21 protein-coding genes, 3 tRNA genes and 2 pseudogenes are annotated in these 23,504 nt (G+C 48.2%); 6 read left to right on the forward strand and 20 right to left on the reverse strand.

The features are described from left to right. The 9 genes and pseudogenes from J7K79_RS00980 to J7K79_RS01020 all read right to left on the reverse strand — a co-directional run. A pseudogene (locus J7K79_RS00980) lies at nt 1-766 on the reverse strand (hypothetical protein); the annotation flags it as partial. A 34-nt stretch (nt 767-800) separates the two neighbouring features. Then, on the reverse strand, nt 801-2,003 hold the full coding sequence (locus J7K79_RS00985) for an S-layer homology domain-containing protein (protein WP_296904186.1): 1,203 nt from the start codon (nt 2,001-2,003) through the stop codon (nt 801-803). A gap of 103 nt (nt 2,004-2,106) precedes the next feature. Beyond that, nucleotides 2,107-3,291: a tyrosine--tRNA ligase gene (gene tyrS / locus J7K79_RS00990; protein WP_296904188.1), complete on the reverse strand. Its 1,185-nt coding sequence runs from the start codon at nt 3,289-3,291 to the stop codon at nt 2,107-2,109. A gap of 4 nt (nt 3,292-3,295) precedes the next feature. Continuing rightward, a complete protein-coding gene (gene secG, locus J7K79_RS00995; protein ID WP_296904190.1) occupies nt 3,296-3,526 on the reverse strand; it encodes a preprotein translocase subunit SecG in 231 nt (76 codons plus the stop codon). A gap of 20 nt (nt 3,527-3,546) precedes the next feature. Next, complete coding sequence (gene uvrA, locus J7K79_RS01000; RefSeq protein WP_296904192.1) at nt 3,547-6,297, reverse strand: excinuclease ABC subunit UvrA; 2,751 nt, start codon at nt 6,295-6,297, stop codon at nt 3,547-3,549. Then, nucleotides 6,294-7,448 carry a TIGR00529 family membrane protein gene (locus J7K79_RS01005; RefSeq protein WP_296904194.1) on the reverse strand — a complete coding sequence of 385 codons (1,155 nt, stop codon included), beginning with the start codon at nt 7,446-7,448 and terminating at the stop codon, nt 6,294-6,296. Before J7K79_RS01005 ends, uvrA begins: the two co-directional genes overlap by 4 nt. 48 nt (nt 7,449-7,496) lie before the next feature. Further along, nucleotides 7,497-7,571: transfer RNA gene (locus J7K79_RS01010), tRNA-Gly, on the reverse strand. Between the two features lie 12 nt (nt 7,572-7,583). Further along, nucleotides 7,584-7,670, reverse strand: a tRNA-Leu gene (locus J7K79_RS01015). Nucleotides 7,671-7,675: 5 nt separating this feature from the next. Beyond that, nucleotides 7,676-7,751: transfer RNA gene (locus J7K79_RS01020), tRNA-Lys, on the reverse strand. Between the two features lie 100 nt (nt 7,752-7,851). Between J7K79_RS01020 and J7K79_RS01025 the strand changes: the two genes are divergently transcribed. Further along, nucleotides 7,852-12,099, forward strand: coding sequence for an acyl-CoA dehydratase activase (locus tag J7K79_RS01025; RefSeq protein ID WP_366932570.1), 4,248 nt, complete (start codon nt 7,852-7,854; stop codon nt 12,097-12,099). On the opposite strand, the gene J7K79_RS01030 is transcribed toward J7K79_RS01025, so the two are convergent. The 4 genes and pseudogenes from J7K79_RS01030 to J7K79_RS01050 all read right to left on the reverse strand — a co-directional run bounded on the left by J7K79_RS01030 (nt 12,083) and on the right by J7K79_RS01050 (nt 14,738). After that, nucleotides 12,083-12,862, reverse strand: coding sequence for an ABC transporter ATP-binding protein (locus J7K79_RS01030; protein ID WP_296904196.1), 780 nt, complete (start codon nt 12,860-12,862; stop codon nt 12,083-12,085). The two genes, J7K79_RS01025 and J7K79_RS01030, sit on opposite strands and share 17 nt — an antisense overlap. Then, nucleotides 12,787-13,733 (reverse strand): annotated as a pseudogene (locus J7K79_RS09420) (ABC transporter substrate-binding protein). The gene J7K79_RS01030 and the pseudogene J7K79_RS09420 overlap by 76 nt, the downstream one beginning before the upstream one ends. Next, nucleotides 13,730-14,482 (reverse strand): ABC transporter permease, encoded by a 753-nt coding sequence (locus J7K79_RS01045; RefSeq protein ID WP_296904202.1) that lies wholly within the window; start codon nt 14,480-14,482, stop codon nt 13,730-13,732. The pseudogene J7K79_RS09420 and the gene J7K79_RS01045 overlap by 4 nt, the downstream one beginning before the upstream one ends. Continuing rightward, on the reverse strand, nt 14,454-14,738 hold the full coding sequence (locus J7K79_RS01050) for an MTH1187 family thiamine-binding protein (RefSeq protein WP_296904204.1): 285 nt from the start codon (nt 14,736-14,738) through the stop codon (nt 14,454-14,456). The genes J7K79_RS01045 and J7K79_RS01050 overlap by 29 nt, the downstream gene beginning before the upstream one ends. A gap of 70 nt (nt 14,739-14,808) precedes the next feature. On the opposite strand from J7K79_RS01050, the gene J7K79_RS01055 reads away from it, so the two are divergent. Both J7K79_RS01055 and prmC read left to right on the forward strand, forming a co-directional pair. Next, a complete protein-coding gene (locus J7K79_RS01055) occupies nt 14,809-15,117 on the forward strand; it encodes a metal-sulfur cluster assembly factor (RefSeq protein WP_296904206.1) in 309 nt (102 codons plus the stop codon). After that, nucleotides 15,066-15,914 (forward strand): peptide chain release factor N(5)-glutamine methyltransferase, encoded by an 849-nt coding sequence (prmC, locus tag J7K79_RS01060; protein ID WP_366932566.1) that lies wholly within the window; start codon nt 15,066-15,068, stop codon nt 15,912-15,914. The genes J7K79_RS01055 and prmC overlap by 52 nt, the downstream gene beginning before the upstream one ends. Here prmC and J7K79_RS01065 read toward each other — a convergent pair. From J7K79_RS01065 to J7K79_RS01075, 3 genes are read right to left on the reverse strand one after another with little or no spacing between them, the layout of a single operon-like run. After that, complete coding sequence (locus tag J7K79_RS01065) at nt 15,895-16,392, reverse strand: DUF6115 domain-containing protein (RefSeq protein WP_296904210.1); 498 nt, start codon at nt 16,390-16,392, stop codon at nt 15,895-15,897. The two genes, prmC and J7K79_RS01065, sit on opposite strands and share 20 nt — an antisense overlap. Further along, nucleotides 16,389-17,123 carry an NAD-dependent protein deacylase gene (locus J7K79_RS01070; protein WP_296904212.1) on the reverse strand — a complete coding sequence of 245 codons (735 nt, stop codon included), beginning with the start codon at nt 17,121-17,123 and terminating at the stop codon, nt 16,389-16,391. The genes J7K79_RS01065 and J7K79_RS01070 overlap by 4 nt, the downstream gene beginning before the upstream one ends. Continuing rightward, nucleotides 17,095-17,700, reverse strand: coding sequence for a DUF4897 domain-containing protein (locus tag J7K79_RS01075; protein ID WP_366932567.1), 606 nt, complete (start codon nt 17,698-17,700; stop codon nt 17,095-17,097). The genes J7K79_RS01070 and J7K79_RS01075 overlap by 29 nt, the downstream gene beginning before the upstream one ends. 56 nt (nt 17,701-17,756) lie before the next feature. Here J7K79_RS01075 and trpS point away from each other — a divergent pair, with 56 nt between their 5' ends. From trpS to scpB, 3 genes are read left to right on the forward strand one after another with little or no spacing between them, the layout of a single operon-like run. Then, a complete protein-coding gene (gene trpS, locus J7K79_RS01080) occupies nt 17,757-18,743 on the forward strand; it encodes a tryptophan--tRNA ligase (RefSeq protein WP_296904216.1) in 987 nt (328 codons plus the stop codon). Nucleotides 18,744-18,752: 9 nt separating this feature from the next. Continuing rightward, on the forward strand, nt 18,753-19,430 hold the full coding sequence (locus tag J7K79_RS01085; protein WP_296904218.1) for a ScpA family protein: 678 nt from the start codon (nt 18,753-18,755) through the stop codon (nt 19,428-19,430). Next, nucleotides 19,420-19,923, forward strand: coding sequence for an SMC-Scp complex subunit ScpB (gene scpB / locus J7K79_RS01090; RefSeq protein WP_296904220.1), 504 nt, complete (start codon nt 19,420-19,422; stop codon nt 19,921-19,923). The genes J7K79_RS01085 and scpB overlap by 11 nt, the downstream gene beginning before the upstream one ends. Here the strand turns inward: scpB and J7K79_RS01095 are convergent. The 4 genes from J7K79_RS01095 to J7K79_RS01110 all read right to left on the reverse strand — a co-directional run bounded on the left by J7K79_RS01095 (nt 19,888) and on the right by J7K79_RS01110 (nt 23,496). After that, nucleotides 19,888-21,144, reverse strand: a complete 1,257-nt coding sequence (locus J7K79_RS01095) for a PhoH family protein (RefSeq protein ID WP_296904222.1) — start codon at nt 21,142-21,144, stop codon at nt 19,888-19,890. The two genes, scpB and J7K79_RS01095, sit on opposite strands and share 36 nt — an antisense overlap. Nucleotides 21,145-21,148: 4 nt before the next feature. Beyond that, complete coding sequence (locus J7K79_RS01100; RefSeq protein ID WP_296904224.1) at nt 21,149-21,709, reverse strand: 3'-5' exonuclease; 561 nt, start codon at nt 21,707-21,709, stop codon at nt 21,149-21,151. 109 nt (nt 21,710-21,818) lie between these two features. Further along, on the reverse strand, nt 21,819-22,520 hold the full coding sequence (locus J7K79_RS01105) for a VIT1/CCC1 family protein (protein ID WP_296904226.1): 702 nt from the start codon (nt 22,518-22,520) through the stop codon (nt 21,819-21,821). Then, nucleotides 22,504-23,496, reverse strand: a complete 993-nt coding sequence (locus J7K79_RS01110; RefSeq protein ID WP_296904228.1) for an ABC transporter ATP-binding protein — start codon at nt 23,494-23,496, stop codon at nt 22,504-22,506. The genes J7K79_RS01105 and J7K79_RS01110 overlap by 17 nt, the downstream gene beginning before the upstream one ends. Nucleotides 23,497-23,504 lie beyond the last annotated feature (8 nt).

The raw sequence follows: 23,504 nt of genomic DNA on the forward strand, positions 1-23,504 counted from the left end.
ATGCAGGAGTACCTTCAGAAGAGTAGACGAAGTGCGGGCTGACTGTCAGAGTAGCAGGCTCCACTACAAAGGAATATTCATACTCTGCTTCAACCAGGTAAAGATTTGTTGCTTCGTAAGCATAAGCAAGGTTCACTTCAAGGCCGTCAAGAATGTCTTTTCCAGTAAGATTCAGGTGAGCTGCATAGCCATAAGCACTTGTAGAAGGATCTGTGTCGGTGTCATAGAGAGCCGCAAAGAGTGTTGCATCAAGAAGGTCAAGGTTTGTGACTCCTACTTTCAAAGCGATCGCGTCGTCGAAGTAGTTGTTGGTGTCGTTTGTGGCATTATCAAGGTCTGTTTCGGAAACGATATCGGCAAAGTAGGCTGTCAGGGAGATTCCTTCAAAACCTAGTTCCGGTGTGAATTCAAGAGTTCTTTCACCTACGTAGTAGAACACGTAGCCATCCCCATAAATATCGGAGTTGTTGTAAACAAGATCGAAGAGATCAGTTTCAACAGAAATTTTGTTAAGAGAAGCAGTTGTACCAAGAACATCAATAGAAAATTCCGCTGTGATGGTAGCAGGTGCTGTCACACTTCCAGAGCTTGGTGAGAGGCTGACAGAAAGATCGTTAATACCGCCTTGGAGGTCGATACCTTCTTCATCAAGTATCGCTTTGAAGTAAGCGGTACCAGAAACGTTAACCTTCACCACATCTTCGTACGCGAATGCTGCTGCGGCTAAAAGACCAAGTACCAGGAAAAGAGCGAGCAACTTCCTCATAACATCTTACCTCCCCTCAAAATAAAATTTTGAGTTATTTACCACTGATTGCAAGCAGAATGAGACCAAGGATTCCAAAGAAGGCACCTGTGAGTATGCTGAGGTTTCTGTTGTAAGCCTTCACACTTTCGATCTTACTTTCGAGTTCCGCCTTCACCTGATCGATCTTCTCGTTGGTCTCGTTGTACTTCAGATTGAGATCTTCCTCGAGAGAAGATGTTTTACCGTACAGATTGATGATGTCCTGTTCGTGAAGATCGACCGTCCTCTGGATCTCTGCATCTTTTTCTTTGAGAGCATCGATCTCACCGCTCAGTTTGCTTTCCACGTCAAGGAGTTTCGTGTAGACCATGTTCAGCGTCTTTTCCTGTGACTCTATTTTAGCAGAAAGTTCGGCCTTCGTGTCAAGTATTTTCTTGTTGAGATCTTCGTTGAGTGCGGAGATCTTGTTGTAGAGGTTTATGATGTCCTTTTCGTGGAGTTCCACCATTGCGGAGATCTCTTCATCTTTCCCGGAGAGTTTTTCCTCCGTTGCAGCGATCTTCTTGTTCAGTTCTTCGTTCACGGAAGCGATCTTGTTGTAGATGTTGATGATGTCCTTCTCGTGGAGGTTGACCACTCCTTCGAGGTCTGCTATCTTGTTGCTGAGCTCTTTTTCAAGATTTGCAAGCTTGTTGTTCACTTCCGAGATCTTTGTGTCCACACTCTCCTTGTATCTTTCGTAATTTCTGGAGAGATTCCCGAGCCTGAGACCGATGTTATTTATCACTTCTCTGTTCAGAGAAATCTCCTGCGTAAGTTTCTGCTCGAGCTCTTCTTTCACAGAATCGATCTTTTCGAGGACCTTCCTGTTTGCATCTTTGAAGTTAACCTGGGTGTTACCTATCTGGGCTGCAAGGGTATCGAGAACACTTGTTAAGCTGTTCACCTTCTCTTCAAGAGCCATGTACTTGTCGGAGAGGTTTCCAACGACCTGGGTGAGATTACCAGAGACTCCCGCAAGCATCTTCTGTTCGATGAAATCGAGGAGCCTGCTCACGGCCGTGGCGGCTTCGTACCTCGTGATGTACCTGTCCCCTTTGAATTCGCCATCAGGATAACCTATGAAGATACCCCTTTGCCAGAGCTTCCAGACGTACTCGTAAGCCCAGTGGTCTTTTGGAACGTCCGGGAAGAACGCAAACGCTGCTGAGAAAAAGACTGAAATCACAATAATGGCAAGAAGAACTCTCTTCATGGGACAAACCTCCCTTCACATTGATTACACTAAATCCTGTGGTGATTATACCATCACGCCCAAAAGAAATTCAAGAGTTTTCTAAAGTTTTTTTGTCTCCATTTCAGGAGATTCTGTAGAATTTCCTCTTTCCAACCCTCAGAACTCGCTCTCCGTCAGGTTTTACAACGAATTTTATGTCTCCTATCCTTTTTCCATCCAAGTAAACGCCACCCTGAGAAATGAATCTTTTCGCCTCGCTTCTGCTGGAAGCCGCTCCTATCCTCACCAGGAGGTCAACGATGTTCGTCTCCTGGGAGAGCTCAACGACGGGCATCTCATCCGGGAGTTCTTTCCTTTGAAAGACCTTCACGAAATGCTCCTGAGCCTTTTTTGCGTTCTCTTCTCCGTGGAAAAAGCGTGTGATTTCGTAGGCAAGGATCATCTTCACGTCTCTTGGATTGATCTTTCCTTCTTTCATCTTTCTTTCGTACTCACTGACCTGCTCCTCTGGAATGTCCGTGAGGAGTCTCATGTACTTTACGATGAGCTCGTCGGGAATGGACATGAGTTTTCCGTACATGTCTTCTGGCGTATCGTTGAATGCGATGTAGTTTCCGTAGCTTTTGCTCATCTTGAGTTTTCCGTCCGTTCCTTCTATGATTGGCATCGTCATGACGACCTGAGGTTCCTGCCCGTATTCTTCCTGTATTTCTCTTCCTACGAGAAGATTGAAGAGTTGGTCGGTTCCACCGAGCTCCACGTCCGCCTGGATCGCAACGGAATCGTAAGCTTGGGCGAGAGGGTAAAGAAATTCCGCTATGGTGATGGGAATGCCCTCTTTGTATCTCCTGGCGAAATCGTCCCTCTCCAGCATCCTCGCCACCGTGTACTTGGAGGCGAGAACTATAACATCGGCGAACGTCATTCGATCAAGCCACTCACCGTTGAACCTGAGCTCTGTTCTCTCGGGATCCAGTATCTTGAAAGCCTGTTCTTGGTAGGTCCTTGCGTTCTCCAGCACCTCTTCTTTCGTCAGCATGGGACGTGTCTCGTTTCTTCCCGATGGATCACCGATTCGCGCGGTGAAGTCTCCTATTATGAGGACGACTGTGTGACCGAGATCCTGGAATTCTCTGAGTTTTCTGAGCACGACGGCGTGCCCCAGGTGAAGATCTGGTCTTGAGGGATCCACACCGAGTTTCACTCGAAGTTTTCCCTTTCTTCTTATCCTGTCGAGGAGTTCTTCCTCGTTGACAAGATCGACAACGTTTCTCTTCAGGATCTTCACCTGTTCTTCCGGTGCCATCTCATCACCTCGTCAGAACAAATGCTGTTGCTATGCAGGACACGAAGAAAAGTATGGAGAGAACGAGTGTTATCTTTCCTCCAGTGTCGAGACCTCTCTTTCTCCCGAAGACCGTGTGGAGACCACCGCTCCCAAAGGCACCGCCGAGTTCCGAGAACTTCGACATCTGCACCTGGACCATGTAGATGAGGGCCACACTTACGATGGTGTGAACGATGAGAAAGAGCGTCTTCATCCGCTACACCTCCCCAGGCATTATAACACACTCTTCAGGAATCTTCCGGTGTACGAAAGTGGATTCCTTGCTACTTCTTCCGGGGTTCCTGTTGCGACAACGAATCCCCCTTCTTTTCCCCCTTCTGGACCGAGGTCTATGATGTAGTCGGCGTTTTTTACAACGTCCAGATTGTGTTCTATGACGACGACCGTGTTACCCCTGTCGACCAGTCTGTGGAGAACCTCCACCAGTTTTCTCACATCCTCGAAATGTAGCCCCACAGTGGGTTCGTCCAATATATAGAGAGTCCTTCCCGTATCTCTTTTTCTCAGTTCGGACGCGAGCTTTATCCTCTGGGCCTCACCACCTGAGAGAGTGGTTGCGGGCTGACCGAGTTTTATGTAACCGAGTCCCACGTCGTGAAGAACCTGCAGAGTCCTTCTTATAGAAGGAACGTTTTTGAAAAACTCCAGAGCCTCATCCACCGTCATTTCGAGTATATCAGAAATGTTCTTCCCTTTGTACGTCACCTCCAGAGTTTCTCTGTTGTACCTTTTTCCTTTACAGACGTCGCATTCCACGTACACATCGGGCAGGAAGAGCATCTCTATCTTCACATATCCCTGCCCCTGACACGCTTCACATCTACCACCTTTCAGGTTGAAGCTGAATCTGCTTTTTGTGTAACCGCGCGCTTTTGCCGCCGGAATCATGGCGAAAAGAGTGCGTATTTCATCAAAGACCTTCGTGTAAGTTGCCGGATTGCTCCTCGGGGTTCTCCCGATCGGTGACTGATCTATCGCTATCACCTTGTCCACGTTCTCATGGCCTTCTATTGAATCGAACTCACCGGTTGGAAGCTTTGTCTTGTGAAGAATGTTCATGAGAGCAGGGTACAGGGTCTCCATGATGAGCGAGGATTTACCGGAACCTGATACTCCCGTGACACAGACGAACACACCGAGGGGAATCTCGACGTCTATATTCTTCAGATTGTTGTGGCGGACCCCTTTCAGCTTCAGGAATCCGTAAGGACGCCGTCTCACTTTTCTGTATGGGATTTTTTTCTTTCCAGAGAGATACTCTCCGGTCAGAGAACCATTTGGATTTTTTATCAGGTCCTCCACGCTACCCTGGAACACAACATGACCACCGTTTGTTCCCCCTCCAGGTCCGATGTCTATCACGTAATCGGAGCTTCTTATCACCTCTTCATCATGCTCCACCACTATCACTGTGTTCCCAAGGTCTCTCAGCTTTTTCAGGGTCTTCACGAGTCTTTCCGTGTCCCGGGGATGGAGCCCAATCGTGGGTTCATCGAGAACATATATGACTCCTGTGAGACCAGATCCTATCTGTGTTGCGAGCCTTATCCTCTGGGACTCTCCTCCTGAGAGCGTGGTGGCAGATCTGGAGAGTGTCAGATACCCGAGGCCAACGTCCATCAGGAACTCCAGTCTCTTTTCGATCTCGTTCAGGAGTTCTCCGACGATCCTCTGCTCCCTCTCTGTGAGTTTTAGATTCCTCAAGAACTCGAGTTCCTCTTCAACAGAAAGATCGGTAAACTCGTGTATATTCAGGCCGTTTATTCTGACCGAAAGGGCCTCTCTGTTGAGTCTCTTTCCACCGCAGGCAGAACACGTTCTCTGCACGATGAAATTCCTCTCCAGCCACTCTTTCATCTCCACGGAATCCGTTTCTCTGTGCCATCTCTGTACCTTTGGAACAATCCCCTCGAAGTGTTCATCGCCATACAGAACGAACTCTTTTATCTTCTCTGGAAGTTCCCTGAAAGGAACGCTGGGAGAACCACCACGTTTTTCTACCTCTCTTGCCACACGTCTGGTGAGTCTTCTATCCCATCGGTAAGGCACGATCGCACCTTCGAGAATACTTCTATCTTCCTCTATCACCAGAGAAGGATCTACCTCGAAGGTGAAACCGAGCCCGTGACAGTTCGGGCACGCCCCGTACGGGCTGTTGAACGAGAACAGCTTTGGAGTGATCTCCGGGAATCCGATCCCACAGACTGGACACATGAGGTTCTCACTGAAGAGTTTGGTTTCTCCAGTATCGACGTTTCTAACCTCCACGAATCCCTTTCCTTCCCTCATCGCAAGTTCCAGACTGTCCAGTATTCTGTGTTCGTTCTTGCTTTCGAGGGTCAACCTGTCAACCACCAGTTTCACCGTGTGTCTTCTGTTTTTGTCGAGTTCCGGCACCTCTTCGAGTCTGTACATTTCCCCGTCTATCTCGATCCTTGTGAAACCCTTTGAAGCAAACTCCTCCAGTTCTTTCTTGAAACTTCCCTTCCTCTCTGTTGCGATCGGGGCGAGGATGTATATGCGATTTTTCTCCCTGAAGGAGTGAAATAGATCGTTGAGGATTTCGTCGATGCTTTTCTTCTCGAGAGGTCTTCCACACTGAGGACAATGTGCCTTTCCTATTCGTGCATAAAGAACCCGCAGATAGTCGTATATTTCTGTGACAGTTCCCACTGTGGATCTGGGGTTGTGGGAGACCGTCTTCTGATCTATAGCGATGGCGGGGGAGAGGCCTTCTATTTCATCCACATCCGGTCTTTTGAGCTCGCCGAGAAACTGTCTTGCGTATGTAGAGAGAGACTCCAGATACCTTCTCTGTCCTTCCGCGTATATGGTGTCCATGGCAAGGGAAGATTTACCCGAGCCGGAGATTCCTGTTATGACGATGAACTTGTTCTTTGGAATTCTCACCGTTATGTTCTTCAGATTGTGAACTCTGGCTCCCCTGATCACAATTTCGTTCACAAAACCACCCCCAGGACCAGAGTCCCAAGAAGTAACGTGAGAACCAGTGGAAAAAGAATCTTTTTCAGGATTTCGAACACCTCTACCCCGAAAAAATCCGCTGACAGAACCACACAGAGATGAACCGGAGACAGTATCACACCACCGACGGCGAACATGTAGGTGTATATGGCGTACTCCTTGCTGAACATGCTGAGAACGACAGGCAGAGAGATTCCAACCGCTGCCTGTGTAATCCCTGTGGAGATACCGGATATGAAAGGCAGAAAAACAAGAAGAAGCCACGGAGAGAGGTTCCACTTGACGAATTCCCTGGCGATCCCTTCACCCACACCCATAGTGTCGATCGCTACCTTGTACCAGTAAACGAGAAAGAGCACGATGAGAACATCCCACTTCTTGAGAGTACCCTTCAAAGCACTCAGAAAGAATTTCCTTCTGAAAACAATGTACCCTGACGTGTTCAAAAGGAGGGCAAACCACCCCGGTATCCTGAACACAAGAATCATCACACCGGTTCCAGCGATGGGAAGCAACACAACAAGGTTGGAAATGAAACGTGGCCTTGACAGACGGGGTGTCTGTCTTCCGTTGAAAAACAGCCAGCCCGTTATAAAGGCGATGGCGAAGATAGGAAGCAGTTTTGAAGAAATGCTACCCACGCGAATGTCGGAAAGTTCCGACACGAGCACCACTGCAGGGTACATGGGCCAGAAAAATTCTACCGTGTGCCTGAACCAGTAGTTTTTGACAGCAAGTCTGAGAGGATTTTCGCCTGGAAGGGAGTTCTTCACCATTGGAGCGGTGAACAACGCACCACCGGGCATCGGCATGAGTCCGATGATGGCAGGAACGAACGAGTCCACATTTTCAGAAAAGACGTTGCGCATCTCTTCTGAAAATTTTCTGTAGTCACCGGACGCCTCCATCATACTAGAAAGGAGATAAATCAAAAACACTGTCGATAGGAGAGTCCAGAACGAAGAGGATGTCAACACACGTAGGGCGATCTCCGTCACATCGGGAATTCTCAGCATGAGAAACAAAACTATCACTCCGGACAAAAGGGACAGGGAAAGTTTTTTCAAGGTTCTCTGAACGATCACGATCGTTATCAATGAAACTACTACGGAGAGGGTGTACAATTCCATCGACCTCCAATAAAGAAAAAGAAGAAGGGGTTTCCCCCTTCTCTTTTCTGGAGCGGGCGACGGGATTCGAACCCGCGACCCCCAGCTTGGCAAGCTGGTGCTCTACCACTGAGCTACACCCGCCTAACACCATCCTGGTGCGAGAGGTGGGACTTGAACCCACACGGGCATCAGCCCACTGGATTCTAAGTCCAGCGCGTCTGCCAGTTCCGCCACTCTCGCACCGCTGGTGACCCGGGTGGGATTCGAACCCACGGCCCCCTGATTAAAAGTCAGGTGCTCTGCCTGCTGAGCTACCGGGTCGCCGGTACAAATGATATCATAGACTGCAGAGGATTTCAAGAGGGAAAAGTTGAGGATGAAACTTTTTGGTGTTAAAATATGCAACAAAGAGGTGATACCAATGACCGGTGTGTGCATTGGGTCCTCGAGCGTTTCTTTTTACAACGAAAATGAGAAGGGGAATCTTCCCCACAACGGAGACCCGCTTGCACTCCTTTCTTCGATGATACCCACCTTTCTCGAAAGAGGCCCCGTTGTCCTCACTGGACGCAAGACGAGAGAAGCGATAGACCTTCCTCAGATTTCTGAGGCCGAAGCGACCGAGATCGCCTACAGACATCTCATGAAGAAATACGGACAGGTGGAGGCCATAGTCAGCGCAGGCGGGGAGAACACCGTACTCTACAGGGTGAACGAGAAGGGAATCATAACAGGTATATACACAGGTAATAAGTGTGCCTCGGGCACGGGTGAGTTCTTCCTGCAGCAGCTTCAAAGGATGGGAGTCTCTCTGGAAGAGGCGAACAAGGTGAACGTAGAGGACTACTACGAACTTTCTTCAAGATGCACGGTTTTTTGTAAGAGTGATTGTACACACGCGCTGAACAAGGGAGTGCCCAAAGAACTCGTTCTAAACGGATTGGGAAAGGTGATGGCCGATAAGATAGTCGAACTCGCACACAAGGCGAGTGTGAGAAAGATTCTTCTGGTCGGGGGCACGACCAGAAACAAGCTCATGTTGAAGCACCTGAAAAAACTCCTTGAGATCGTTGTCCCGGAAGAAGCCCTGTTCTTCGAGGCGTACGGGGCGTACCTCTGGGGAATTGCAAGTGGAGTCGAAACGAAGCGCACTTTCGTGGTGAAGAAGGAGAAAAGAACCAGCTTTCCTACACACGAACCCTTGAGGAAATACGCTCATCTGGTGGAATTCAAAGAAATGCCTTTCCAGGAAGCCCGGGATGGTGACGTTTGTGTCCTGGGAATAGACGTTGGATCGACCACCACGAAGGCAATCCTGATGAGGTACGAGGACAACGCGATACTGGCGGGAGTGTACCTGAGGACGCTGGGAGATCCCATAAAAGCAGCCCGTCAGTGCTACACATCGATTCTCGAACAGCTGAACGGAACCAAGGTGAGGATAATTGGACTGGGTGTGACAGGCTCCGGAAGGAAGATAGTGGGACTCTACTCTCAAACGGACGCTGTCTACAACGAGATCATGGCTCACGCCAAAGCGGCGGCCTACTTCGACCCGGAGGTAGACACCATATTCGAAATAGGAGGCCAGGATGCGAAGTATACCTACCTGGTGAACGGTGTACCCACCGATTATGCTATGAACGAGGCATGTTCTGCTGGAACTGGCTCTTTCCTCGAAGAAGCGGCTGGAGAATCCCTGAGGGTTCATTACACGGAGATCGGAGATCTTGCTATGAAGGGTGAAAATCCACCGAACTTCAGTGACCAGTGCGCTGCCTTCATAGGAAGCGATGTCAAAACAGCCGTGAACGAGGGCATCTCCAAGGAAGATATTTGTGCGGGTCTCGTGTATTCCGTGTGCATGAATTATCTGAATCGGGTCAAGGGGAACAGACCCATCGGAAAGAAGATCTTCATGCAGGGTGGGGTTTGTTACAACAAAGCGGTCCCCATCGCCATGGCCGCACTGGTCGGGAAGCGAATAGTCGTGCCTCCGCATCCTGGTTTGATGGGAGCCTATGGAGTGGCACTACTCACCAAAGAGAATCTGGAACTTGGATTTCTGAAGGAAAGGGAGTTCGATCTGAAAAAATTGATATCCAGGGAGGTCAAGTACAGAGGAACGTTCATCTGTCCCGGTGGGAAAGAAAGGTGTGACAGAAAGTGCGAGATCAGGATCATAGAAATTGATGGGAAGAGATTTCCGTTCGGTGGTGCCTGTAACATGTACGAGAACGTTGTGAGGCACCTGAACGTTGACAGCACAAAGTACAACTTCGTGAAGAGAAGGGAGAGGTTCATATTCGGTTTTGAGCGCTCGAGTAGGTCAAGAAAGACGATCGGCCTGAGCAAATCTCTTGCGATGAACAACCTGTTTCCTCTATTCTATACGTTCCTAGAGGAGCTGGGGTTCGATGTGGTCGTTCCTGAAAAATCCGACAGGCGCGGTTGGGAGATGAAGAACTCCGAGTTCTGTTTCCCGGTTGAACTCTCCCACGGATACATGTACGACTTACTCTCGAAAAATCCAGATTTGGTTTTCATTCCCAGGATACGCGGAATAAAAGTGGAGAATTCAGAAAACTACAACGTATTCTGTCCTTTCGTGCAAAGTGAGGTGGACTGGCTTTCCTCGGCCTTTCCGTCTTTGAAAGGGAAGCTTGTGACAGAATACTTTGATTTTTCACGTGGAGACGAAAGGGAGCAATTCCTCAAACTGGCAGAAAAACTTGGAAAATCCCGTGAAGAAGGAGAAAAAGCTTTTGAAAGGGCTCTGGAGATCTTCCACGAGAGATTCGAGTCGATAAAAAAACAGTGGAATGATTTCTTGAGAACCCTTGAAGATGCAGAATTCGGGGTTGTTCTCTTTGGAAGGTCCTACAATGCGTTTTCTTCCGATGCGAACATGGGGATCCCCGAGAAGTTTGCCACCCGTGGAATACCTATCATAAATTTCGACTCTCTTCCCTTCGAGAAAGAAGATGGTTACAGAAACATGTACTGGTCGTGGGGCGAGATGATATTGAAGGCGGCGCGTTTTGTGAAAAAGCATCCCAAACTCTTCGGTGTCTACATCACCAATTTCAGTTGTGGGCCAGATTCTTTCATCATTTCTTACTTCAGAGACATCATGGGGAAGAAGCCTTCTTTGATACTGGAGCTGGACAGCCACACAGCGGATGCCGGCGTGGAAACGAGAGTGGAAGCGTTTATTGACATAGTCAGGAGCTATCTCAAGTTGAAGAAGAAGGACGAAGAAAGAAAAGAAATAAAGAGACCTTACACCATTCTGGAGAAAGGCAAGCTCTACGTCATCACGCCGGACGGGAAAAGGAAGACGCTTGATGATGAACAGGTGAAGGTTGTCTTTCCTTCGATGGGGCAGTTCGGTTCTCAGTGCCTTTCTGCAGCGTTCAGATACTACAACGTCAGGTCCGATGTGTGCCCACCACCGGATGTGGAGGAGTTCAAGCTCGGAAGAGGAAATTCCCTGTCGAAAGAGTGTCTTCCACTCCAACTCACACTCGGAAGTCTCATAAAGTACGTGAGGGAGAAGATGAACCAGGACGAGATCGTTCTTTACTTCATGCCGGAGACGATGGGTCCGTGCAGATTCGGACAGTACAGTGTTTTCATGAACCTGTGGCTGGACAGAAACAGTGTGAAGAACGTCGCGCTCTTTGGGCTGAACTCCGAAAACGCCTACGCTGGTCTGGGAGTGGCTTTCAGAATAAGAGCGTGGCTTGCTGTGGTCGTGTCAGACGTCTTTTTCGACGTGGAACGAGGTGTAATGACGCTTGCAAAGGACAAAGAAGAAGCAAGAAAGGTGGTGGAGGGTTGTAGAGAGAAAATATTGCTCAGTCTGGCGAACGACCCCCTGGGGAAATTTTTCAAAACGCTGGAAGAGGTTGCCGAGATACTCTCCAGCATCGAAAGAAAGATGAATTACGAAAGTGCTCCCAAAGTGCTCTTGACGGGGGAGATATATGTCCGAAGAGACGAGTTCTCCAGAAAGAACCTCGAAGAACTCATGGAAAAGAACGGAATCATCATGCACATTTCTCCTGTGCACGAGTGGATTTACTACACAGATTATCTTTTCCTGAACAGGTTGATTTCACCCAACTCCACGACGATGGACAGGCTGAAAAAGCGTGTGGAAGTGCTGGTCAAAAGGTACATAGAAAAAAGAGTGAAGAGGATTATGGAAAAAACAGGTTTTTACAAGAGACATGTTGTGAACGTGAAGGAGATCGTCGAGTCTGCCAGAAACTACCTGAACCCAAGGCTCACGGGCGAAGCGATTCTCACGATTGGTACCATTCTCCACGAGATAGTGGCTCATTACGATGGTGTCATCTCCATAGGACCTTTTGGATGTATGCCAAGTAGAATAGCAGAGGCGATCGTGAAGAAAGGATTGGAAGAGCAAAAACGCAAAGTAAAAGGAAGGATAAAAAAGGTACTGGAGGAATTCGGAGACCTTCCGGTGATCCACATAGAGTCCGATGGAAATCCCTTCACACCAACTGTCCAGAGCAAGCTGGAAGCTTTCATGTTCCAGGTGAGGCGTTTGAGAAACTACCTCAACGGTGTGCTCAATGGCTCAGGTGTTGTGGAAGAATGTCCGGAGAGCGCTTCGGAAGAGATCAGGGTTGATTCATAAGAATTTTCAAAGTATCCTTTTCTATCTTGGAGAAACGTGGATCCGAGAGTACTTCGAGCATCCTCGGTTTTGGAAACGGTACTGAAATTTCTTTCAACACCTTTGTGGGTCGCGGAGAAAGAACCAGAATTCTGTCGGAGAGAAATACAGCTTCCTCCACGTCGTGTGTGATTAGGATAGCGGAACTTCCCATCCTGTGTATTTCCTCTGAGAGCCATATCTGAAGCTTTTTCCTCGTGTACGCATCGACCGAGGAAAAAGGTTCGTCGAGTATCAAAAGATCTTTTCCGGACAGAACGGCTCTCAGGACTGAAAGCCTTTGCCTCATACCTCCGCTCAACTGGTAGGGGCGCTTGTTTTCGAACCCTGAGAGTCCAAACCTTTCAATCAGTTCCTTCACGTTCTCTGTGGCTTTTTCCTTCCTCAAAATGAGTGGAAGAATGGCGTTCTCGTAGACCGACATCCAGTCGAAGAGTACATCCTTTTGAGGGCAATACCCCACACTGGATGTAGAGAGCACCACACTTCCTTCGTGTGGAATAAGTCCGAGAATGGCCTTCACGATGGTTGTCTTACCACAGCCGGAAGGCCCCACGAGAGAGAGGATCTCCCCCTCGAAAAGGTCCAGGGAGAGATCCTCCACCACCGGTATATCATCGTATCGAACCCTCAGGTTCTTTACCGAGATCACGGGAGAAACTCGTTTGTGAACGCCTTCGTCACATCTATTATTTCCTTCAGAAAACCCGTCGAATGAAGCCATTCTGCGTATCTCCTCCACACCTCTTCTTTCTGGTATCCCCACTTTTTGGTGTCTGCTTTGTATTGACTGGCAAGGTACTTCTGAGATTCCACGACTATCTTCTCGTCGAGTTCTGGAGCGTATTTCAAAAGTATCCTGGCTGCCTCAAGGGGATGTTGTACAGCGTATTCGTAACCCTTCGCCGTCGCCCTGAGAAATCTCCTCACAAGATCCGGATCCTTCTCTATCAGAGATTCACTCGTTATGAGAACTGGGGTATAGTAATCAAAGATTTCGTCTATCTCTCGAAGCGGAAGAAATTCTATTTCTATTCCTTTCACCTTACTTGCAACACCATCCCAGCCGTAGAAGATCCAAGCGAAGTCGAATACATCGTTCAAGGTCCCGGCGAAGAAGTCCATCTGTCCGACGTTCACGAAGATCACCTTCGAAGGATCGGCACCGCACTTCTTCATAATGTATTCTATTGTCGCTCTCTCTCTATGGGAGATCCCCAGGTTCCGTATCTTTTCCCCTCCCAGTCTTTCACGCTCTTTATACCTTCACTCTTCAACCATGCAAATCCTGATGTGTTGTGCTGTATGATAGCGGCTATCGAGACGATAGGTAGTCCTTCTCCTCGAGCGAGCGTTACCGCCTCCTGGTAGCTGACGCCAAAATCCGCCTTACCACTGGCCACGAGTTGTTCCGCTGTGAGTCTGGAAGGTTGAACGATCTCCACGTTTAGGCCTTCTTCTTCGTAATACCCGAGATCCTTGGCAACGTAGAGCCCTGTGTGATTCGTGTTTGGATACCAGTCCAGAACAACTGTCACTTCCTTCGCGAAGAATACAAGGGGGATCAAAAAAAGGAGCGCCAAGATCTTTTTCACGATACCAGCCTCCTTTCCTCAAACCACGATGTGAACCTTCTCGAGAGCAGATCTACCATTTTGAACACAGCCACGCTCAGAACTACCACTATCACGATGGAAACGAAGAGTCTGTCTGCTCTGAATGTGTTCATTGCTCTGATCATGTAGATTCCAAGTCCTTTCTCTGCTCCAAGCCACTCACCTATAACGGCAGAGACCACGGCGTACGTTGCGGATATTTTCAGACCAGAAAAGACGTACGGAAGTGTGTGGGGAATTACCAGGTGCCTGTAGATCTGGACTTTGGATGCTTTCATCACCCTGAAAAGATCCAGCGCGTCCGGGTCTATCGTTCTGAAGCCTTCTAGGGTGTTGAGCGCCACGGGGAAAAGTGTCACAAAGGCCACGACACCGACCTTCGTTCCAATTCCAAGTCCAAACCAGATGACAACGAGTGGTGCCACAGCGACTATGGGAATCGCCTGTGAAACGATCAGGATGGGATAGAGTATCTCCCTGATCACCTGAAGGAGATCCATCAAAATAGCAAGCCCCACACCGATCACAAGACCGATTGCTAGCCCGGAGAGGGACTCAGCAATGGTGTAAAGACTGTGCGCAAGCAGGATCCTCCACTGTGAGATCATCTCTGAGACAATGGAAGACGGCTTTGGAAGGAGGTACTGTGGAACACTTGAAAGCTCCCAGATGGTCAGTAGAGCAAGCAGAAAGCACCACTTAGCGATACTTTGATACTTTCTCTTCAATGGTGATACCTCCAGACCTGTAGTCCACATCGAGCTGGAGAACAAATCTTCTTACAAATCCCTGGAGATACCTGGCGAGCTCCTTCACCCGATCCATGATCTCATCGAAGTCTCCCTCCACCGTGGTGTTGGAAGGTCCCACTTCGTACTTCATACCCCACGATGCGATCTTTTCTATTGCTCTGTCAATTACTTCGTGGAGTTTTCCATCCTCTACAGCAGGTACTACTTTTATAGAAACTGTAACCTTCGGCATACGATCACCTCCAATTCGGTTCTTCTAATTTTAATTGTATCATAGTATAATGAAACTGGGAGGGATGGATATGCCAAAAAGGGTGACAAAAGAGGACGTGTTGAACTCTTTAAAAAACGTGATAGACTTCGAGCTAGGAGTGGACGTGGTGAGTCTGGGGCTGGTGTACGACATCCAGGTCGACGATCAGAACAACGTGAAGGTGCTCATGACAATGACGACTCCGATGTGCCCCCTGGCTGGTATGATCCTTTCCGACGCGGAAGAAGCTATAAAGAAGATAGAAGGCGTTGGAAACGTGGAGGTGGAGCTCACCTTCGACCCACCATGGACACCAGAGAGAATGTCCCCGGAGTTGAGAGAAAAGTTTGGGATCTGATCAGAGAGCTTTCCCATAAGTTGAAAGATATAACTAGCAACCCGGTTCTGGAAACTGTTCTGTTAGCAACAAAAGTTCTTGGGGTGCGAAAGGAAGACATCATTTCAAAAGATATCGTCGTTTCGCCGGAAGTGGAGAACAGTATCGTGAAGCTGGTGGAGAGAAGAGCAAGTGGTTACCCTCTCCATTACATACTCGGCGAAAAGGAGTTCATGGGACTTCCTTTTTTTGTGGAGGAGGGGGTGTTCATCCCAAGGCCAGAAACGGAAGAGCTCGTTGAGATAGCGCTCGATCTGATCAACAGATACGGTGTGATGATGGTTGCCGATGTGGGGACTGGAAGTGGAGCGATCGGAGTGAGTGTTGCGAAATTTTCTGAAGTGATTGTTTTTGCGACGGACGTTTCCGAGAAGGCAGTGGAAGTGTCCCTGAAAAACGCGAAAAGACACGGTGTCTTGGATCGGTTTGTGGTGAAACACGGAAGGTTCCTGGAGCCGTTCAAAGAAGATTACGGGAAGATAGAGATGATCCTTTCCAATCCACCCTATGTGAAAAAGAACGACAGACTTCCCAGAGACGTTCTTTTCGAGCCTCCAGAAGCCCTTTTTGCTGGTGAGGACGGTCTTGACTTTTACAGAGCATTTTTTGAAAAGTACAGTACAGAGGGGAAGATAGTCCTCATGGAGATAGGAGAATATCAGGTAGAAGGGTTGAAAAAGATAGTGCCACAGGCATCTTTTCTGAAAGACACATCGGGCAAGTATCGATTTCTCTACATCAACCGACGTTTCTCTTGAAAAGTTGCAGGATCAGCCTGACTTCTCCCACCGTGACACCGAGTTTTTTCGCAATATCTATCTCCGAAAATCCCCTGTCGTACATGGAGACGATCTTTTTCTCTATCCCGAAATCCTTCTCCGTATCGTCCTCGAATTCTTTTTTCGTTTTTTGCTCCTCTTTCACAACTTTCTTTTCGGTGTTTTCTGTTTTAGAAGATTCCAGCCGTTCCATCTCCGACATCTTCACCATCAGTTTTGACATGACAGTGTTCGCCTCAGAGATCAACCTTCTGATCTCCTGGGTTTTTCTCTCGAGGAGTTCCAATCTGTTTGCCGACATGTAGCGGAACTTTCCCATGAGCTCCATTATTCTCTCTTCAAGCTCCTCTCTGTCCAGCTCCCTCTGGCTGTTTTCTCTTCCAAGAAGAAGATATGTCCATGAGAAGATCACCGTGCCCAGTGTCGATATGACCACAAGGTAATCGAGAAAGTTCATGAGATTCCTCCCTTTTTCATCACATTGTTGGCAAAATCCACAACGTCTGCATTGTACCTCAACGTTGCAAGATCATCAAGGGGGGTATCACCCATGTTCACGATGACGAGCCTTCCACCGCTTCGAACGGTCATGAGAGGCAGTTCGGCAGCTGGATACACGACCAGAGAGGATCCCATCACGATCATCAAATCTGCCCTTGAGGAGAGACGAATTGCCTCATTCAGGGCGTTCTGGGGCAAAGTTTCTCCGAAGAACACGATGTTCGGCCTGATCAAACTCGAGCAAGCGTCACACCTGGGAACACAGTCCTTTTCAAGCTTTTTCATGACATCTTCCACCGTGTATTCCCTTCCACATTTCACGCAGTAATATTCTTCGACGTTTCCGTGGAGCTCTATGACCTTTTTGCTTCCCGCTTTCTGATGGAGTCTGTCGATGTTCTGTGTGATAACCGCTTCTATGAACCCTCGCTCTTCCAGTTTTGCCAGCAGAATGTGTGCAAGATTCGGTTTCGCGTCCAGCATTGGGAAGATGCCCTCTTTTGCGAACTCGTAGAACTTCCCGGGATGAGAGTAAAAGAAGTCTACATCGAAGACATTCTGCGGGTACTTTTTGTATATCCCCTGTGGCCCTCTGAAATCAGGTATTCCACTGGGTGTACTTATCCCGGCCCCTGTGAGTACCACTGTCAATCTGGATTCATTCAGCAGTTTTAGAAACTCCTTCATTCTCTGTCACCCTCTTGAAGATGACGCTTGGGAACCTCATTGGTTCCCTTGGTTTCCAGATCAACGTGTTATTTCTCCACTCCATTGGTGTTGGAGTGACAGAAAGCACAGTGGCATCTTTCGGTAGTTTGAGGACAATTTCAGTTTCGCCCGCCACGTTCAACGTGAGGCTTCCCATGCTCGTGTCCAGGACATCACCATTCACCTGGGCGGCACCTTTCAGAAGGGTTGTTTCTGTGACCTCAAGCATGCCACCAGAGTCGCTCACGCTCACCTTGTAGTCCAGTGGGATTATTTCTCTTCCGACCTCTTGACTGACCTGTGAGAAGTACTCGTTCAGTCCCTTCTTGGAGGCGGAAGCGTAGTTTGCCTTGTATTCCTCCTTTTTTTTCTCATCCTTGAAATACAATTTCGCATTTGTGGTAAACGTTGCGTTCCCAGAATAATCGTACTCCATCGTGCTCTTGTAGTATACTATTTCAAAGGGAGCTCGCCCTCCCAGCAGGAAAAACAGAAACTCCACGAGCATGAAGACTACCATGATGACGAGTAATATGTAGATGGTTTTTGAACTCAACGTTCTCACTCTCCTTTTTTTAATTAATGTTACCACAGAAAACGGAGGGATAGAAGTTGAGAATTTTGAGCGGTATGAGACCAACGGGGAAACTTCACATAGGCCATCTGGTGGGGGCTCTGGAGAACTGGGTGAAGCTTCAAGAAGAGGGAAACGAGTGTTTCTACTTCGTAGCCGACTGGCACGCTTTGACGACCCACTACGACGATGTTTCTCAGTTGAAAGAGTACACACGAGATCTGGTGAGGGGGTTCCTCGCCTGTGGAATTGATCCTGAAAAGTCCGTGGTGTTTGTTCAGTCCGGTGTGAAGGAACATGCGGAGCTGGCACTCCTGTTCAGTATGATAGTTTCCGTATCGCGCCTCGAAAGGGTTCCCACCTACAAGGAGATAAAGAAAGAGCTAAACTACAAGGATCTGTCCACCGCGGGGTTTCTCATATATCCCGTCCTTCAGGCTGCAGACATTCTGATATATAAAGCGGAAGGAGTACCCGTTGGTGAGGATCAGGTCTACCATATAGAGCTCACTAGGGAAATTGCCAGAAGGTTCAACCATCTGTACGCGGAAGTGTTTCCCGAACCGGATGCCATACTCTCTAGGGTACCCAAGCTCCCGGGGACGGATGGGAGGAAAATGAGCAAAAGTTATGGGAACATCATAAATCTTGAAATTTCGGAGAGTGAGCTGGAGAGGACCATTCTGAAAATGATGACGGATCCAGCTAGAGTGAGGAGGACAGATCCTGGAAATCCGGAAAACTGTCCTGTCTGGAAATATCATCAGGCTTTCGATATAAGCGAAGAAGAGAGCAAATGGGTCTGGGAAGGATGTACAGCGGCTAGGATCGGATGTGTCGACTGTAAAAAGCTTCTTTTGAAGAACATGAAGAAAAAACTGGCACCGATTTGGGAAAACTTTTCCAAAATAGACGAAGATCCACATTATGTGGATGACGTGATTCTCGAGGGAACGAAGAAAGCCAGGGAAGCAGCTGGCCAGACTATGGAAGAAGTGAGAAGGGCCATGAATCTCATGTTCTGAGGTGAGAAGATGGAACTCGTTTTCAAGCTTCCAGTTTTCGAAGGACCTCTTGACCTTCTGCTGTATCTTGTGAAAAAGAAGAAGGTGGACATCAGGCAAATTCCTATATCTCAGCTTGCAGACGAATTCGTCGAGTACCTGGAGCACATGAAAAGGCTGGATATGAAGATCACGTCCGATTTTCTGGAGATGGCGTCTACGCTGATGGAGCTGAAGTCTAAACTTCTCATCCCGAGAGTAAGGGAGAAAGAGAGAGAAGAGATAGAAAGGAAACAAGAAGAGCTGTACAGGAGATTGGAAGAATATACGAAAGTGAAGGAGATCGTCCAGAGGTTGAGGAAAGAGGCGTCTCTTTTGAAGAGGAAACCCGTTCGGTTGAAGACCCCTTTTTTCGGAAAGGCCGAAAGGCTGGAGAAGTTCAGAGAGATTCTGGAGCGTATCTGGAAAGAAGAGGCTCTCCGCGAATCTGTCCACCGTGTGAGGGGTGAGATCCTCTCTGTGGAAGATATGATGGAAAAGATCCTCGAGGAGATCGATGGAGAAGTGGAAATCTTCTCTTTGCTCTCTCGTGCGAAGAGCGTCTACGAGCTCATAGTGAGGTTACTCGCCATTTTGGAACTTGTGAAGATCGGAAAGCTCGTCCTTCTCGAAGATATGAGGATCAGGAGGTTCGCCCATGCACCTTAAGGCCGCTATCGAAGCTCTTCTGTTCGCCTCAAATGGCATATCATCGGAGAGATTGGCAAGGGTGCTCGAAGTGGACGAAGAGAAGGTGAAGGAGGTTCTCGAGGAGCTGGTCAAAGAATACAAAAGGTCGGAGCACGGAGTTATCTTGAGAGAAGTCGCGGGTAAGTATCGATTTTACACAAAGCCTGAGTACGCGGATCTCGTTTCCAAAATAACCAGACGAAAGTATAAGAATCTCACCGAAACCCAGATGGAAATCGTGGCGTTGCTTCTTCTCTCTGGGCCACTGCCGAAGAGCGAGATAGACGCGTTCAGGGGGAAGGATTCGTCGACCGTTCTGTCTTCTCTTCAAAAGATGGGAGTGGTTCGCAAGAAAAGACACGGAAGGGGATTCCTCTATCAGCTTTCTCCCTCTTTCGTCGAGAGTACCATGTTGGACGAGATGTTGAGAGATGTTTCACAGAAGCTCGGCGGCAATGGTAGCCAGCCTTGATCTCTCTCCTTTCTCCAGTTTTATAACGGCAGAAAGATCCGATTCGAGGAGTCTCAGAGCGGCGTAGACCAGTCCGTTTGTGTCCTTGTCCAGGTACGGTGTGTCTATTTGATATGGATCGCCGACCAGCACGATCTTTGTGTCCTCACCAACGCGTGTAAGTATTGTCTTCACTTCGTGCGGAGTGAGGTTCTGTGCCTCATCTATGATGATGAACTGTTTCGGTATCGTTCTTCCTCTGATGAAGGAAAGAGCTTCTATCTCCAGAAGATCCTGTTTCTCCAGTTCCTTGATTTTCAACCCAGAGAGAGATGAGATCAACTCGAGATTGTCCATTATCGGTTGAAGCCACGGTTTCATCTTCTTTTCCAACTCCCCTGGAAGGTATCCTATATCACGGCCCACCGGAACGGTGGGCCGTGTCACAATCAGTTTTCTGTAGTGTTTTTCCACCAGCACTTTGTAAAGACCGGTTGCGAGAGCCAGAAGAGTCTTTCCCGTTCCCGCTATTCCTACGAGGAACACAAGAGGAATTTCATCGTCCAGGAGTGCATCCATGGAAAAGATCTGCTCCCTGTTTCTGGGGAATATCCCCATTATCTCGGAAGATTCTACGCGAACGATCTTTCCCCTTCTGTATCTGCCGTAAACTTCTCCCAGATCGATGTAGAAGTTGTCAAGAAGATCCAGTTTCTTTTCGACCACCTCTTCATTCTCCAGCGCTCTTTTGAGTTCTTCGTCCTGGAGCTCCACATAGCCTTTCGGCATGGTTTCGAGTTCTGATCTGTCCGTGAGATAGTCCTGGGCGGGTATTCCAAGTGAATCTGCCTTCACACGAAGGTTTATATCTTTACTGACGAGTATGGTGGGAATGTTCTCTTTGTTCATGATGTCTATCACGTAAGCGAGAATGATGTTGTCCATGTATCTTTCATGAAGAAAGCGCGGTACTCCTTCCACTTCCCTGTCCAGCACCTGAACACGCAGTGTTCCCCCGTTCTCCAAAGGGATACCCTTTCTGAGATTTCCCTTTTTTCTGAGTGCATCCAGGCGTCTTATCACCTCACGTGCGTTCCTACCCACGCTGCCGTGTTCTCTCTTCAACTTATCCAGTTCCTCCAGAACCGGTAGAGGAATGATGACGTTGTTGTCCTCGAAAGAAAATATGGAATCTGGATCGTGAATCAGAACATTCGTGTCAAGAACGTAGTTCTTCACCATGGTTTTACCTCCACTTCTTTCGTATGAAGTCGTCCACCTTGTGTTCCCCAAGCAGTTTCACCAGTCTCACGAAGACCTTCGCGGTTACCACTGCATCGGAGAGTGCCCGGTGCTCTATTTTGTCCTTCACACCGAGTTTCTCACAGAGCCATTTCAGCGAATGCGGTCTTCCGAAGATCTCTTCAGAGATGTCCAGCGTGTCTATGTAAGCATTCGCTAGCGGGAAGTTTCTGGTTTCCTTTGCCATCATGTCCAGGAACGTGAGATCGAAGTTGGCATTGTGGAAAACAAGAACAGTCCCCTTCACGTAATCTCTGAAGAGTTCATAAACTGTTCCCATGTCAGGAGCTTCTTCCACTTCTTCATTGCTGATTCCGTGTACTTTTTGAATCAAAGCGGGTATTCTAACATGGGGATTCACCAGGGAGTGGAACGCCCTGTCCAAGAAAATTTTCCCTTTGAACACGGGGACAGCGGCTATTTCAATTATGCGATCTCCACCCAAAGGGTCGGTTCCGGTGGTTTCTGTGTCCACGACGCAAAAAACGGTATCGTTCCATATCATTTTCGACACTCCTTATATTTCGATTCCAAAGATCCTTCGAGCGATCACTCCGACGAGGAAAGAGAAAGCAGCCACACCGAAGCTGAAGAGGAACATCTCCAAAAAGTAGCTACTGAACTCCTTGACCACAGAAGCGAAGAAGGTGAAGAAAAGAACAACCAGAATGGCTCCAGTCAGTGTGAACACCAGGGCCACGAAAGGATTCCCGAGAACGAGGAAGGGGTTCACAAGTATTGCAACGGTAACTGTGTAAGCAAGACCCGTGTACAGTGCTGCCTCGTAAAGGGTTAGTTCTTTCGGCTTGTTCCTCCGCTATGCTTGTTATCAGTCCGGGAAGCCCTACTATCTTGGAGTTCTGGAAGGCGAAGGTGAGACCCACAAGTACTCCCGTCAACTCAACCAGGGCGTCGTTAAGGCCAAAAACCGTGGAGCTGACATAGTTCAAACGTTCCTCATCGAGCATGTTCAGGATCTCCTCTTCGTGCCTTTCCTCGTCTTTCATGATTTTAACCACTTCGGGAAGGTCTATCTTTTCATAGGCTTTCCCAGCATTTCTCTCGTTTCCTCCCATGAGCTTCAGGGCAAAAGTGAGACCGAACAAAGTGGCGAAGAGCATGTACCAGAAAGCCAGAAACATCGAAGGCTTGGCTTCTTTTCCTGTGATCTTCCTGAAGATTTCGTAGTGTCTTTTTTCATCTTCAGCTATAGAAAGAAAGATCTTGATGTTCTTCCTAGAACCTTTCTTGGCCAATCTTCCGTAAACGTAGTACTCTGCGATTTTTTTCCTTTGAAACTCAAGTATTTCTCTCAACGCTCACTTCCTCCTCAATAGGGTTGAAGCACCTCACAAAATGATTTTCTTCTATCTCAACGAGTTCCGGCATCTCGGTTAAACATCTGTCGATCCTTCTGGGGCAGCGTGGTAAGAAAGGACACACAGGTGGTATGTCCACCATCCTGGGGGGCTGGCCAGGTATGGATTCGAGCTTTTCTAATCTCTTGTCAACTCTTGGTACGCTTCTCAGAAGCATCTTCGTGTACGGGTGGCGTGGGGAATAAAAGATCTGATCAGACGTTCCAATCTCCATCTGTCTTCCACCGTACATCACCATGATCCTGTCCGCCATGGACGCGATCACTCCGAGGTCGTGTGTTATGAACAGAAGACCCGTTTTGAACTCTTTCTGAAGTTCCTTCATGAGTTCGAGGATCTGTGCTTGGATGGTGACGTCCAGAGCTGTCGTGGGTTCGTCCGCTATCAACACGCTAGGATTACAGGAAAGTGCGATCGCTATGACCACCCTCTGTCTCATTCCCCCCGAGAACTCAAAGGGATAGTTGTTCATTCTCTTTTCCGGTTCAGGGATTCCGACGAGCTCTAACATTTCAACAGCCCTGAGGTAGGCCCTTCTTTTGTCGTAACCCAGGTGGTGTCTGATAGTTTCCATGAGCTGATCGCCGATCGTGTACAGGGGGTTCAGAGACATCATCGGATCCTGAAAGATCATTGATATCTCTTTTCCACGAATCCTGTGCATGTCCCTTTCTGGTATTTTCAGAATATCTTGTCCTTTGTACATGACCTGACCGTCCACGATCTTTCCTGGGGGTTTTATGAGACGCATAATGGATTTCACTGTCACACTCTTTCCGGAGCCCGTTTCTCCTACGATCCCGAGCACCTCATTGGAATTCAAAGTAAAACTCACGTCGTTTACCGCTTTCACCACACCTTCTTCCATGTAAAACCATGTGCTCAGGTTTTTCACTTCGAGAAGTGCTGCCAAAGTGTTCA

This window comes from Thermotoga sp., assembly GCF_021162145.1.
GTDB lineage: Bacteria > Thermotogota > Thermotogae > Thermotogales > Thermotogaceae > Thermotoga.

What these genes read in the sequence shown, in the direction of transcription:
- J7K79_RS01030 (WP_296904196.1), bottom strand. Translation starts at nt 12,862, where the DNA reads ATGGCTTCATTCGACGGGTTTTCTGAAGGAAATAATAGATGTGACGAA.
- tyrS (WP_296904188.1), bottom strand. Translation starts at nt 3,291, where the DNA reads ATGGCACCGGAAGAACAGGTGAAGATCCTGAAGAGAAACGTTGTCGAT.
- J7K79_RS01095 (WP_296904222.1), bottom strand. Translation starts at nt 21,144, where the DNA reads ATGGTGAAGAACTACGTTCTTGACACGAATGTTCTGATTCACGATCCA.
- J7K79_RS01050 (WP_296904204.1), bottom strand. Translation starts at nt 14,738, where the DNA reads ATGCCGAAGGTTACAGTTTCTATAAAAGTAGTACCTGCTGTAGAGGAT.
- J7K79_RS01100 (WP_296904224.1), bottom strand. Translation starts at nt 21,709, where the DNA reads ATGATATGGAACGATACCGTTTTTTGCGTCGTGGACACAGAAACCACC.
- J7K79_RS01070 (WP_296904212.1), bottom strand. Translation starts at nt 17,123, where the DNA reads ATGAAGGAGTTTCTAAAACTGCTGAATGAATCCAGATTGACAGTGGTA.
- secG (WP_296904190.1), bottom strand. Translation starts at nt 3,526, where the DNA reads ATGAAGACGCTCTTTCTCATCGTTCACACCATCGTAAGTGTGGCCCTC.
- J7K79_RS01085 (WP_296904218.1), top strand. Translation starts at nt 18,753, where the DNA reads ATGGAACTCGTTTTCAAGCTTCCAGTTTTCGAAGGACCTCTTGACCTT.
- J7K79_RS01065 (WP_296904210.1), bottom strand. Translation starts at nt 16,392, where the DNA reads ATGAACTTTCTCGATTACCTTGTGGTCATATCGACACTGGGCACGGTG.
- J7K79_RS01005 (WP_296904194.1), bottom strand. Translation starts at nt 7,448, where the DNA reads ATGGAATTGTACACCCTCTCCGTAGTAGTTTCATTGATAACGATCGTG.
- J7K79_RS01025 (WP_366932570.1), top strand. Translation starts at nt 7,852, where the DNA reads ATGACCGGTGTGTGCATTGGGTCCTCGAGCGTTTCTTTTTACAACGAA.
- scpB (WP_296904220.1), top strand. Translation starts at nt 19,420, where the DNA reads ATGCACCTTAAGGCCGCTATCGAAGCTCTTCTGTTCGCCTCAAATGGC.
- prmC (WP_366932566.1), top strand. Translation starts at nt 15,066, where the DNA reads ATGGACACCAGAGAGAATGTCCCCGGAGTTGAGAGAAAAGTTTGGGAT.
- J7K79_RS01055 (WP_296904206.1), top strand. Translation starts at nt 14,809, where the DNA reads ATGCCAAAAAGGGTGACAAAAGAGGACGTGTTGAACTCTTTAAAAAAC.
- J7K79_RS00985 (WP_296904186.1), bottom strand. Translation starts at nt 2,003, where the DNA reads ATGAAGAGAGTTCTTCTTGCCATTATTGTGATTTCAGTCTTTTTCTCA.